Origin of the sequence: Micromonospora sp. NBC_01740, assembly GCF_035920365.1 — a bacterium.
GTDB lineage: Bacteria > Actinomycetota > Actinomycetes > Mycobacteriales > Micromonosporaceae > Micromonospora > Micromonospora reichwaldensis.
Genome location: NZ_CP109150.1, coordinates 4,386,906 through 4,401,306 on the forward strand (window position 1 = coordinate 4,386,906; position 14,401 = coordinate 4,401,306).

The window sequence follows — 14,401 nt, forward strand, 5'->3', positions numbered from 1 at the left end:
TCATGATGTCTACGTCCGCAGACAAGGTCGTCGAGGCGCTTCGCGCCTCGCTCAAGGAGACGGGCCGCCTCCGTCAGCTCAACCAGCAGCTGACCGCTGCCGCCCGGGAGCCCATCGCGATCGTCGCGATGTCCTGCCGCTACCCGGGCGGCGTGGCCAGCCCCGAGCAGCTCTGGGACCTGGTGGCCTCCGGCAGCGACGCCATCGGCGGTTTCCCGACCGACCGGGGCTGGGACCTGGACAACCTGTACGACCCGGACGCCGACCGGGCCGGCCACTCCACCACGCGGGAGGGCGGCTTCCTCTACGACGCGGCCGACTTCGACGCCGAGTTCTTCGGCATCTCGCCCCGCGAGGCCGTGGCGATGGACCCGCAGCAGCGGCTGCTGCTGGAGACGTCGTGGGAGGCGTTCGAGCAGGCCCGGATCGCACCCGCGTCCATGCGCGGGCAGAAGGTCGGCGTCTTCGTCGGTACCGCCGCCAACGGCTACGGCGTGGGCCCGCAGACCGAGGTCGAGGGCACCGACGAGGGCTACCTGCTGACCGGCACGGCCACCAGCATCGTCTCGGGACGGATCGCGTACGCCCTCGGCCTGGAGGGCCCCGCCGTCACGGTCGACACCGCCTGCTCGTCGTCGCTGGTCGCCCTGCACCTGGCCTGCCAGGCGCTGCGGCAGGGCGACTTCGACCTGGCCCTGGCCGGCGGCGTCTGCGTGATGGCCACCCCCGCCCCGTTCGTGGGCTTCTCCCGGCAGCGGGGGCTCGCCCCCGACGGCCGGTGCAAGTCGTTCGCCGCCGCCGCCGACGGCACCGGCTGGTCCGAGGGCGTCGGCATCCTGCTGGTGGAGCGGCTGTCGGACGCCCAGCGCAAGGGGCACCCCGTCCTCGCCGTGATCGCCGGCAGCGCCGTCAACCAGGATGGCGCGTCCAACGGCCTCACCGCCCCCAACGGGCCGGCCCAGCAGCGGGTGATCCGGCAGGCCCTCGCGAACGCCCGGCTGACCACGGCCGACGTGGACGCCGTCGAGGCGCACGGCACCGGCACCGTGCTCGGCGACCCGATCGAGGCGCAGGCGCTGCTGGCCACGTACGGGCGGGACCGGCCCGCCGACCGGCCGCTGCTGCTCGGCTCGATCAAGTCGAACATCGGTCACAGCCAGTCCGCCGCGGGCGTGGCCGGCGTGATCAAGATGGTGATGGCGATGCGGCACGGGCTCGTGCCGTCCACCCTGCACGTCGACGAGCCGACGCCGAAGGTGGACTGGTCGGCCGGCGAGGTGTCGCTGGTGACCGAGGCGACGCCGTGGCCGGTGACCGACCGTCCCCGCCGGGCGGCCGTCTCGTCGTTCGGCATCTCCGGCACGAACGCGCACACCATCCTGGAGGAGCCGCCCGCCGCCGACGCCGCGGCCCCCGCCGACGCCGGCCCGGCCCCCGCCCTGCCGGCGGTGCCCGTGCTGCTGTCCGCCCGGTCGGAGGCCGCGCTGAGGGCGCAGGCGGGCCGCTGGGCCCGGTGGCTGGACGACGACGAGACCCTCCGGCCGGTGGACGTCGGCTGGTCGTCGGTGGTGTCGCGCTCCGCGCTGGAGCACCGCGCGGTCCTCACCGCCACCGACCGCGAGGACCTGCTGGCCGGGCTGCGCGCCCTCGCCGCCGGCCAGCCGTCCGGCGCGGTGGTCGCCGCTCAGGCCGCCGACCGGGGCCCGCTCGCGGTGCTCTTCTCCGGCCAGGGCGCGCAGCGCGCCGGCATGGGCCGGGAGTTGTACGCCGAGTTCCCGGTCTTCGCGACCGCCCTCGACGAGGTGTGCGTGCAGCTCGACCCGCTGCTGCCGCGCCCGCTGAAGGACGTGCTGTTCGCACCGGAGGGTTCCGCCGAGGCGGAGCTGCTGGACCAGACCGCGTTCACCCAGGCCGGGCTGTTCGCCGTCGAGGTGGCGCTGTTCCGGCTCGTCGGCTCGTACGGCGTGGTGCCGGACTTCGTGGGCGGCCACTCGATCGGCGAGGTCGCCGCCGCGCACGTGGCCGGGGTGCTGTCCCTGGCCGACGCGGCGGCGCTGGTGGCGGCGCGGGGCCGGCTGATGCAGGCGCTGCCCACCGGTGGCGGGATGCTCGCCGTCGCGGCGGCCGAGGCCGACGTCCTCGCCACGCTCGACGGGCTCGCCGACGTGGGAGTCGCGGCCGTCAACGGGCCGACGTCGGTGGTCGTCTCCGGCGCCGTCGAGGCCCTCGACGAGGTGGAGCGGCTCTGGAAGGACCGAGGCGCACGCACCCGCCGGCTCACGGTCAGCCATGCGTTCCACAGTCCGCTGATGGAGCCGATGCTCGACGGGTTCCGGGCCGTCCTCGACGGGCTGGAGTTCTCCGCGCCGACGTTGCCGATCGTGTCGAACGTGACCGGGGCGCTCGCCGACGCCGACGAGATCCGCACCGCCGACTACTGGGTGCGCCACGTCCGGCAGGCCGTCCGCTACGCCGACGGGGTCGCCGCGCTGCGCGCCGCCGGCGTGGACGCGTTCCTGGAGATCGGCCCGCGCAGCGTACTGACCGCGATGACCCGGGACGTGCTGAGCGGGCAGGAGCCGGCGGACGCCGACGACGACACCCCGGTCATCGCCGTGCCCGTCCTGCGCGCCGACCGCCCCGAGGCGCGGGCCCTGCTCGCCGCCCTCTCCGAGCTGCACGTCAACGGGGCGCCCGTCGACTGGCCGGCCCTCTACGCCGGCACCGGCGCGACCCCGGTCGCCCTGCCCACGTACGCGTTCCAGCGGCAGCGTTACTGGCCCGAGCAGATGCCGGTCTCGGTCACCGGCCCGGTCAGCCCGGACGTGGTGGACGTCGAGTTCTGGTCGGCGGTGGAACGTTCCGACGTGGCGGCCCTCGCCGCGCAGTTCGGCGACGACGGGGCGGACGTCCTGGCCCCGGCCCTGCCGGTCCTGTCGTCCTGGCGCAAGGCGCGGCTGCGGGACGCGGTCGTCGACGGCTGGTCGTACCGGGTGGTGTGGAAGCGGACCGCCGCCCCCGCGCCGGTCAGCCCGTCCGGCCGCTGGCTGCTCGTCGAACCGGCCGGCGACGCCCCCACGACGGAATGGGCCGAGGCGCTCGCGGGGGCACTGGTCGCCGCCGGCGGCGAGGTGTCCCGGCTGGCGGTGGACCCGACGGCGGAGCGCGACCAGGTGACGGCGCGGGTGGCCGAGGCCGTGGGGGACAGCCCGTTCACCGGGATCGTCTCCCTGCTGGGCCTGCTGGACCGGCCGCACCCCGGCCAGCCGGCGGTGCCGCTCGGCACGGCCGCCACGATGACGCTGGTGCAGGCCCTGCACGCCGCCGACGTCGCCGCGCCACTGTGGACGGTCACCCGGGGCGCGGTCGGCACCGGCGACGCCGACCCGGTCCGCAGCGTCGCCCAGGGCGGCCTGTGGGGCCTGGCCCGGGTCGCCGGGCTGGAACACCCGCAGCTCTGGGGCGGCCTCGTCGACCTGCCGGACGGCCCCGACCGGAGCGACTGGGACCACCTGGTGGGCGTCCTGACCGGCGGCGGCCCCGAGGACCAGGTCGCCGTACGGCCCTCGGGCGTCTTCGTACGCCGACTGGTGCGCGCCACGCCGGCCGCCGTAGGCACCGTCGAGCGCTGGCAGCCGTCCGGCACCGTCCTGATCACCGGCGGCACCGGGGCGCTCGGCGCCCACGTGGCCCGCTGGGCGGCGGCCAACGGCGCGGCGCACGTCGTGCTGACCAGCCGCCGGGGCGAGCACGCTCCCGGGGCGGCCGAGCTGCGCGACGAGCTGACCGGGCTCGGCGCCCGGGTGACCCTGGTCGCCGCCGACATGGCCGACCGCGCCCGCGTCGAGGCGCTGCTGCGCGACGTCGACGCCGATCCGGCGCCGCTGACCGCGGTGGTGCACGCCGCCGGGGTGGGCCAGCTGAACATGCTTGCCGACACCGACCTCGCCGGGCTGGCCGGGGTACTCGACGGCAAGATCGCCGGTGCCGTGCACCTGGACGAGCTGCTGGGCGACCGGCCGCTCGACGCGTTCGTGCTCTTCTCCTCCATCGCCGGCATCTGGGGCAGCGGCGGACAGGCCGCGTACGCCGCCGGCAACGCCTTCCTCGACGCGCTCGCCGAGCGGCGCCGCGCCCGTGGCCTGGCCGCCACCGCCGTGGCCTGGGGACCCTGGGCCGAGGGCGGCATGGCCAGCGGCGAGGGCCAGGAACTGCTGGCCCGGCGCGGCCTCAGCCCCATGTCGCCGGCCCAGGCCGTGTACGCGCTGCGCAGCGCCGTCGGCCGGGCCGTGCCGTCGGTGACCGTGGCGGACGTCGACTGGTCCCTGTTCACCCCGGCGTTCGCCGCCGCCCGCGCCCGCCCCCTGCTCGACGACATCGCCGAGGCGCGCGACGCCCTGCGCGTGGTCGACGCCGAACCGGAGGACACCGCCGGCGGCGGGCTGCGGCAGCACCTGTTGACGCTGCCCCGCGCCGAGCAGGACCGCCACCTGACCGACCTCGTACGCACGCACACCGCCGCCGTGCTCGGCCACTCCGGCACCGAGCTGGTCAAGGCGAACCGGGCGTTCAAGGAACTGGGCTTCGACTCGCTGACCGCTGTCGAGCTGCGCAACCGGCTCGGCGCCGCCACCGGGCTCACCCTGCCCACCACCCTGGTCTTCGACTACCCGAACCCGGCCGCCCTCGCCGACCACCTGTCGGCGACGCTGCGCCTGCACGAGGTCGACACCGTCACCACCTGGGGCCCCGCCGGGCCGGTGGACGACGACCCGATCGTCATCGTCGGCATGAGCTGCCGGTACCCGGGCGGCGTGGCCAACCCGGACGACCTGTGGGACCTGGTCGCCACCGGGCGCGACGGGATCAGCGGCTTCCCCGACGACCGGAACTGGGACATGGGCCGGCTGCTGGCCGTCGACGCCGAGGGGCGACCCGTGTCGCACACCCGCGAGGGCGGCTTCGTCGACGGCGCCACCACGTTCGACCCCGGCTTCTTCGGCATCTCGCCGCGCGAGGCGGTCGCCATGGACCCGCAGCAGCGCCTGCTGTTGGAGGCGTCCTGGGAGGCCGTCGAGCAGGCCGGCATCGACCCGGACGAGCTGCGCGGCAGCCGTACCGGCGTCTTCGTCGGCGCCTCCCCGTCGGGCTACGGCACGACCGACACCCCGGCGGAGCTGGCCGGATACCAGCTCACGGGCGGCGCGCACAGCGTCATCTCCGGCCGGGTGTCGTACACCTTCGGGCTGGAGGGCCCGGCGGTGACGGTCGACACCGCCTGCTCGTCGTCGCTGGTGGCGGTGCACCTGGCCGCCCAGGCGCTGCGCGGCGGCGAGTGCGACATGGCGCTGGCCGGCGGCGTCACCGTGATGGTGACCCCGGGCGCCTTCGTCGAGTTCTCCCGCCAGGGCGGCCTCGCCCCGGACGGGCGCTGCAAGTCCTTCGCCGCCGACGCCGACGGCACCGGCTGGTCGGAGGGCGTCGGCGTGCTGCTGGTCCAGCGGCTCTCCGACGCCCGGCGGCAGGGCCGCCAGGTGCTCGCCGTGATCGCCGGCAGCGCCGTCAACCAGGACGGCGCGTCCAACGGCCTCACCGCCCCCAACGGGCCCGCCCAGCAGCGGGTGATCCGGCAGGCCCTCGCGAACGCCCGGCTGACCACGGCCGACGTGGACGCCGTCGAGGCGCACGGCACGGGTACGACCCTGGGCGACCCCATCGAGGCGCAGGCGCTGCTGGCCACCTACGGCCAGGGCCGCCCCGCCGACCGGCCGCTGCTGCTCGGCTCGATCAAGTCGAACATCGGCCACAGCCAGGCCGCCGCCGGTGTCGCCGGCATGATCAAGATGGTGCAGGCGATGCGGTACGGCCTGCTCCCGCAGACCCTGCACCTCGACGAGCCGACCCCCCACGTGGACTGGACCGCGGGAGCGGTGTCCCTGCTGGCCGAGGCGCGTCCCTGGCCGGCGGTGGACCGGCCGCGCCGGGCCGCCGTGTCGTCGTTCGGCATCAGCGGTACGAACGTGCACCTGATCCTGGAGCAGCCGTCCGCGCCGACCGGCGGGGACGAGCCGGAGGTCGAGGGCGAGCCGTCGCGGACGCCGTCGGTGCTGCCGGTGCTGCTCTCGGCCCGGGACGCGGCCGGGCTGTCGGCGCAGGCCGACCGCTGGGCGCAGTGGCTCAGCGGCACCCGGACCTCGCGCCCGCTCGACGTGGCGTGGTCGTCGGTGGCGTCGCGGTCCGTGCTGGAGCACCGGGCGGTCGTGTCCGGTGCGACCCGCGACGAGCTGCTGGCGGGCCTCGAAGCCGTGGCGGCGGGCGAGCCCTCGGCCGGCGTGCTCACCGGCCCGGGCACTCAGCGCGGCCAACTCGCGCTGCTGTTCTCGGGTCAGGGCGCGCAGCGCGCCGGGATGGGCCGGGAGTTGTCGGCCGAGTTCCCGGTGTTCGCCGCCGCGCTGGACGAGGTGTGTGCGCACCTCGATCCGCTGTTGCCGCGTCCGCTGCGGGAGGTGCTGTTCGCCGAGGCGGGCACCCCGGAGGCGGAGTTGCTGGATCAGACGGTGTTCACGCAGGCTGGGTTGTTCGCGGTCGAGGTGGCGCTGTTCCGGCTGGTGGAGTCGTTCGGGATTATGCCGGACATGCTGGCCGGTCACTCGATCGGCGAGGTGACGGCGGCGTACGTGGCCGGGGTGTTGTCGCTGGCCGACGCGTGTGCTCTCGTGGCCGCGCGGGGCCGGTTGATGCAGGCGCTGCCCACCGGCGGCGGCATGCTGGCCGTGGCCGCCGACGAGACTGCGGTGGCGGAGTCTCTCGCTGGGCTGACCGACCGCGTCGGCATCGCCGCGGTCAACGGGCCCACCGCCGTGGTGGTTTCCGGTGCCGTCGAGGCCCTGGACGAGGTGGAGCGGATCTGGCGCGACCGGGGTGCGCGTACCCGCCGGTTGACGGTGAGCCACGCGTTCCACAGCCCGTTGATGGAGCCGATGCTCGACGAGTTCCGCGCGGTCCTGGACGGCCTCACCTTTGCCGCGCCGCTGCTGCCGGTCGTGTCGAACGTGACCGGTGCCCTGGCCGGCGACGAGATCCGCACGGCCGACTACTGGGTGCGGCACGTGCGCGAGGCCGTCCGCTACGCCGACGGGATCACCGCCCTGCGCGAGGCGGGTGTGGACACGTTCCTGGAGGTCGGTCCGCAGAGCGTGCTGACCGCGATGGCCGCCGACGTGCTGCCCGACGACGACGCCGTGCTGGCCGTGGCCGTGCAGCGGCGGGACCGGGCTGAGGCGCAGGCGCTGCTGCACGCTCTGGCGGAGTTGCACGTGCACGGCGTGCCGGTGACCTGGACGCAGTGGTTCGCCGACGCTGGCGCGCGCCGCGTGGACCTGCCCACGTACGCCTTCCACCGCGAGCGGTACTGGCTGCCGCCGGCCGGCCAGTCGGCCGACGTCTCGGGAGCCGGCCTCGGCGTGGCGCGGCACCCGCTGCTCGGCGCGGCGGTGTCGGTCGCCGGCGAGGACATGGTCGTGCTGACCGGCCGGCTGTCGGTGTCGACCCACCCGTGGCTCGCCGACCACGTCATCTCCGGCGCCGTGATCGTGCCCGGCACCGCCCTGGTGGACCTCGTTGTCCGGGCGGGCGACGAGGTCGGTGCCTCCCGTGTCCGCGAACTGACCGTGCTCGCCCCGCTCGTGCTGCCCGCCACCGGCGGCGGGGTACGGGTACAGGTCCGGGTCGGTCCCGTCGACGGGACCGGCAGCCGCTCGGTGACCGTGCACTCCCAGCCCGAGGACGACCCCGAGTCGGGCTGGAACCGGCACGCCGACGGCCTCGTCAACGCCCCCACGGCCGACGAGCCCACGGTGGGCGCGTGGCCGCCGCCCGGCGCGTCCGAGGTGGACGTCACCGGCTGGTACCCGGCGGTGGCCGAGCACGGGCTCTCCTACGGGCCGGTCTTCCGTGGCCTGCGGCGGGCGTGGACCGCCGAGGGCGAGGTGTTCGCCGAGGTCGCACTCCCCGACGAGGTGCTCGGGGACCCGGCGGGATTCGGGGTGCACCCGGCACTGCTGGACGCCGCCCTGCACCCCGTCGGGCTGCTGCCCGCCGACGGGGCCGGTGGCGCCCGGGTGCCGTTCGCGTTCGAAGGCGTGCAGGTCCACGCGGTCGGGGCCCGGACGCTCCGGGTCCGCCTCACCGCCACCGGCAGCTCCGTGCGGCTGGTCGCCGTCGACGAGACCGGTGTGCCGGTGGTGTCGGTGGACTCGCTGACGCTGCGCGAGCTGACCGGCATGGCGGCGCCGTCCGACGAGGCGCACCGATCCCTGTTCGAGGTGTCCTGGCAGCCCGAGCAGATCACCGCGCCCGACGGCGCGTACGGCTGGGTCGTGCTCGGTGACCGGCCGCTCGACGGCGCGCCGCAGCTTCCGGCGTACGCCGAGGTCGCGGCGGTGGCCACGGCGGTGACGGACGGAACGGCCCCCGCTCCCGCGGCGCTGCTGCTGCCCGTCTCTCCGGCGGCGCCCGGGGCGGACCTGCCCGACGCGGCGCGGTCGGTCACGGCGGACGTCCTCGGCGCGGTGCAGGCCTGGCTGGCCGCCGATTCCCTGGCGGACTCGCGGCTGGTCGTGGTGACCCGTGGCGCGGTGGCCACCGGCACGACCGACCGCGTCACCGACCTGGCGGGCGCCGCGGTCTGGGGCCTGCTGCGCTCGGCCCAGTCGGAACACCCCGGCCGGATCGTGCTGGCCGACCTCGAACCGGGCGTCGACCTGGACGCCGACCTGCTGGCCCTGCTTGCCGCAGCCGCCGACGACCCCGCCCTCGGCGGGCAGCTCGCGGTGCGGGCGGGCACGGCGTACCTGCCGCGGCTGGTCCGCGCCACCGGCGACGCGCGCACCCCGGCGACCCTGGGCCGGGGGACCGTCCTCGTCACCGGCGGCACCGGCTCGCTCGGCGCCCTGGTGTCCGAACACCTCGTCACGGCGTACGGCGTGCGCTCGCTGGTGCTGGCGTCCCGGCAGGGCCCGGCGGCCCCCGGCGCCGACGACCTGGTGCAGCGGCTGGCCGAGCTGGGCGCGACCGCCCGGGTGGTCGCCACGGACGTGACCGACCGCGAGCGCGTCGGCGAGCTGGTCCGGGCGATCACCGCCGAGGACCGCCTGGCCGGGGTGGTGCACACCGCCGGCGTCCTCGACGACGGCGTGATCAGCGGGATCACCGCCGAGCGGCTGGCGGACGTGCTGGCCCCGAAGGTCACGGCCGGCTGGTGGCTGCACGAGGCGACCGCCGAGCTGGACCTCGACCTGTTCGTGCTCTTCTCCTCCGTCGCCGGGGTGCTCGGCTCTCCCGGCCAGGCCGCCTACGCGGCCGGCAACGCCTTCCTGGACGCCCTCGCCGTGCTGCGGGCGCAGCGCGGGCTGCCCGCGGTCAGCCTCGCGTGGGGCATGTGGGACACGGACGGCATGGCCGCGTCGATCAACGACACCGACCGGGCGCGGGTGACCCGGGCCGGTCTGGTTCCGATGACCGCCCCGGTCGGGCTCGGGCTGTGGGACGCCGCCCTGGCCCACGGCGGCGCGGCGCTGGTACCGGCGGTGGTCGACCTGCCCGCCATGCGGGCGCAGACCGCCGCCGGCCGGGTGCCGGTGATGCTGCGGGCCCTGGTGGGACCGGGCACGAAGCGTCGCCGCTCCGGCTCCGGCGCCTGGGTCGACCGGCTGGCCGGGCTCGACCCACAGGAGGCGCGCACGCAGGTGGCCCTGCTGGTCCGGGGGATGATCGCGCAGGTCCTCGGTCACGGCGGCGCCGAGGCGGTGCCGGCGGACCGGGCGTTCCGGGAACTGGGCTTCGACTCGCTGACCGCCGTCGAGCTGCGCAACCGGATCAACGGCGCGACCGGGCTGCGGCTCACGTCGACGCTCGTCTTCGACTACCCGACCCCCGGCGCCCTGTCGGAGCACCTGTACGAGCAGCTGTCCGGCCAGGTCGCCGACCAGCAGCAGGCCGTGCGGGCGACCACCGTCGACGAGCCGATCGCGATCGTGGGCATGGCCTGCCGCTACCCGGGTGGCGTGACGAACCCGCAGCAGCTGTGGGACCTGGTCGCCGCCGGGGCCGACGGCATCGGCGAGTTCCCCACCGACCGGGGCTGGGAACTCGACCGGCTCTTCCACCCCGACCCGGACAACCCCGGCACGTCGTACACCCGGCACGGTGGCTTCCTGTACGGGGCCGCCGAGTTCGACCCGGACTTCTTCGGCATCTCGCCGCGCGAGGCGATCGCGATGGACCCGCAGCAGCGGCTGCTGCTGGAGACCTCGTGGGAGACGTTCGAGTCGGCCGGTCTCGACCCGCAGCGGTTGCGCGGCAGCCGGACCGGCGTGTTCGCCGGCCTGATGTACCACGACTACGCCTCCGGCGTGCAGGACCTGCCCGAGGGCGTGGGCGGTTACCTCGGCACCGGCACCTCCGGCAGCGTGCTGTCCGGTCGGGTGGCGTACACGTTCGGCCTGGAGGGGCCGGCGGTCACCGTCGACACGGCGTGCTCGTCGTCGCTGGTGGCGCTGCACCTCGCGGTGCAGGCGTTGCGCAGCGGCGAGTGTGATCTGGCGCTGGCCGGTGGCGTGACGGTGATGGCCACCCCCGGCACGTTCATCGAGTTCTCCCGGCAGCGGGGTCTGTCGGCCGACGGCCGCTGCAAGTCGTTCGCGGCGTCGGCCGACGGCACCGGCTGGTCCGAGGGCGTCGGCGTGCTGCTCGTGCAGCGCCTCTCCGACGCCCGGCGCGAGGGCCGGCGGGTCCTGGCGGTGGTACGCGGATCGGCGATCAACCAGGACGGCGCGTCCAACGGGCTGACCGCCCCGAACGGTCCCTCTCAGCAGCGGGTCATCCGGCAGGCGCTGGCGAACGCGCGGCTCACCACCGCCGACGTGGACGCCGTCGAGGCGCACGGCACCGGCACCACCCTCGGCGACCCCATCGAGGCGCAGGCCCTGCTGGCGACGTACGGGCAGGACCGTCCGGAGGACCGGCCGCTGTGGCTGGGCTCGATCAAGTCGAACATCGGCCACACCCAGGCCGCCGCCGGGGTGGCCGGCATCATCAAGATGATCATGGCGATGCGCCACGGGCTGCTGCCGTCCACGCTGCACGTCGACGAGCCGTCCCCGCACATCGAGTGGAGCGCCGGGGCGGTCTCCCTGCTCACCGAGGCACGCGACTGGCCCGTGGCGGGCCGGCCGCGCCGCGCGGCGGTCTCGTCGTTCGGAGTCAGCGGCACCAACGCGCACGTCATCATCGAGCAGCCCCCCGCAGAGGCGGAGCCGACCCGGGGCGAGGGCGCGCCGACGCCCGCCGCCGAGCGGCTGCCGGCCCCGGTGCTGCTGTCGGCCCGCTCCGAGGCCGCCGTCGCGGCCCAGGCGGAGCGCTGGGCCCGCTGGATCGCCGGCGACGAGGCGCTGCGCCCCGTCGACGTCGGCTGGTCGTCGACGGTCAGCCGGGCCGTGCTGGAGCACCGCGCGGTGGTCACCGCGACGGACCGGGACGAACTGCTGTCCGGGCTGCGCGCCCTCGCCGCCGGCGAGTCGGCCGCCACCGTGGTCACCGGCATGGGCGCGACGCGTACGCAGCTGGCTGTGCTCTTCTCCGGCCAGGGCGCGCAGCGCGCCGGGATGGGCCGGGAGCTGTCCGCCCTGTTCCCGGTGTTCGCGACCGCGCTGGACGAGGTGTGCGGACACCTCGACCCGTTGCTGCCGCGTCCGCTGCGGGAGGTGCTGTTCGCCGAGGCGGGCAGCCCCGAGGCGGAGCTGTTGGACCAGACCGTCTTCACGCAGGCCGGTCTGTTCGCGGTCGAGGTGGCGCTGTTCCGGTTGGTGGAGTCGTTCGGGATCGTGCCGGACATGCTGGCCGGCCACTCGATCGGCGAGGTGACGGCCGCGTACGTGGCCGGGGTGCTGTCCCTGGCCGACGCGTGCGCTCTCGTTGCCGCGCGGGGCCGGTTGATGCAGGCGCTGCCCACCGGTGGCGGCATGCTGGCCGTGGCGGCCGACGAGGACGCCGTGGCGGAGTCGATCGCCGGGCTGACCGACCGCGTCGGCATCGCGGCCGTCAACGGGCCCACCGCCGTGGTGGTCTCGGGTGCGGTCGAGGCCCTGGACGAGGTGGAGCAGGCCTGGCGGGACCGGGGTGTGCGTACCCGCCGGCTCACCGTCAGCCACGCGTTCCACAGCCCGCTGATGGCGCCGATGCTCGACGAGTTCCGCGCCGTACTGGCGGGGCTGACGTTCCGGGCGCCGCTGCTGCCGGTGGTGTCGAACCTGACCGGCGCGCTCGCCGACCCGCAGGAGATCACCCGCGCCGAGTACTGGGTGCGGCACGTGCGGGAGGCCGTGCGCTACGCCGACGGCATCGCCGCCCTGCGGGCCACCGGGGTCGACACCTTCCTGGAGATCGGCCCGCAGAGCGTCCTGACCGCGATGAACGCCGACCTGCTCGCCGAGGACGCGCTCGCGGTGGCCGTCCAGCGCCGGGACCGTCCCGCCCCGCAGGCACTGCTGCACGCCCTCGCCGACCTGCACGTCCACGGCGTCCCGGTGACCTGGACGCAGTGGTTCACCGACGCCGGCGCCGCCCGGGTCGACCTGCCGACGTACGCCTTCCAGCACCAGCGGTACTGGCTCGGCGCGGGCCAGGCGCGTACCGCCGACGTGTCCGGCGCGGGCCTCGGCGTGGCCGGGCACCCGCTGCTCGGCGCGGCGGTCACCGTCGCCGGCGCGGACATGGTGGTGCTGACCGGCCGGCTGTCCCTCGCCACCCACGCGTGGCTCGCCGACCACGTCGTCTCCGGCGCGGTCATCGTGCCCGGCACCGCCCTGGTGGAGTTGGCCGTCCGGGCCGGCGACGAGGTGGGCGCGTCGCGGGTGCGGGAGCTGACCGTCGCCGCGCCGCTGGTGCTGCCGGAGGCCGGCGCCGTACGGGTGCAGGTACGCGTCGGCGCGGCCGACGAGGCCGGCACCCGGGTCGTGGCGGTGCACTCGCAGGCCGAGGGCGACCCGGAGGCCGACTGGGTCCACCACGCGGAGGGCGTGCTGGAGCCGGCGACGGCCGACGAGCCGAGCCTGGGGGAGTGGCCCCCGACCGGCGCGTCCGAGCTGGACGTCACGGGCTGGTACCCGACGCTTGCGGAGCACGGCCTGACGTACGGGCCGGTGTTCCAGGGGCTGCGCCGGGTGTGGACGGCCGGCGACGACGTGTACGCCGAGGTGGCGCTGCCGGACGAGGCGGCGACGGAGGCGGCGCGCTTCGGCGTGCACCCGGCGCTGCTGGACGCCGCCCTGCACCCGATCGGGCTGCTGCCGGGTACGGCGGAGTCGGGCGGGGCGCGGGTGCCGTTCGCGTTCGAGGGTGTGCAGGTGCACGCCTCGGGCGCGCGGGTGCTGCGGGTGCGGCTGTCGCGTACGGGCTCGGCGGTGCGCCTGGTCGCGTGCGACGAGTCGGGCGCGGCCGTGGTCTCGGTCGACTCCCTCGCCCTGCGCGAGCTGACCGGCGTGACCGCGGCGGGCGCGGCGGCCCGCTCGATGTTCGAACTCACCTGGCAGGCCGAGGAGATCGTCGCCGCCGGGGACCTCTCCGGGTGGGCGCTGGTCGGCTCGCCGGCAACCGCCGACCTGCCGGCGTACGGCGACGTCGAGGCGCTCGTCGAGGCGGTCGACGCCGGCCGGACGGTCGCACCGAAGGCGCTGCTGCTGCCGCTCGACGCGCCGGAGAGCGCCGTCCCCGACGCGGTACGCGCGGCGACCACGGCCGTGCTGGCGACCGTCCGGTCCTGGCTGGCGGCGGACGTGCTGGCGGAGTCGCGGCTGGTGGTGGTGACCCGGGGCGCGGTGTCGGTTGCGGCGGACGACCGGGTGACGGACCTGGGCGCTGCGGCGGTGTGGGGTCTGCTGCGTTCGGCGCAGTCGGAGCATCCGGGTCGCATCGTGTTGGCGGACGTCGACGGTGACGTGGACGCGGGGTTGCTGGGTGTGCTGGCCTCGGTGGCTGACGAGCCGGTGGCGTTCGGTGGTCAGGTCGCGGTGCGTGCGGGTGGGGTGTTTGTGCCGCGTCTGGTGCGCGCGGTCGCCTCGGCGTCGGTGGAGGCGCCGGTCGTGGGTGACGGCGTGGTGCTGGTGACCGGTGGTACGGGTGCGCTCGGGGCGCTGGTGGCGGAGCACCTGGTGTCGGTGCACGGGGTGCGGTCGCTGGTGCTGGTGTCGCGGCGTGGCCTGGAGGCTGCGGGCGCGGGTGAGCTGTCGGAGCGGCTGACGGCGCTGGGCGCGTCGGTGCGGGTGGTCGCCTGTGACGTGACGGACCGGGATCAGGTCGGTGCGCTGGTGGCCGAGGTCACCGCCGGGGAACGCCTGGCGGGTGT

At 75.9% G+C, this 14,401-nt stretch carries 1 protein-coding gene (running past one end of the window); it reads left to right on the plus strand.

The window, feature by feature from the left end:
* Nucleotides 1–5: 5 nt before the first annotated feature.
* On the plus strand, nt 6–14,401 hold the 5' end (the start) of the coding sequence (locus OG989_RS19905; protein WP_327028042.1) for a type I polyketide synthase. Its footprint extends 15,436 nt past the window's final position; 14,396 of the gene's 29,832 nt are visible here — the first part of the coding sequence; the start codon lies at nt 6–8; the stop codon falls past the right edge of the window.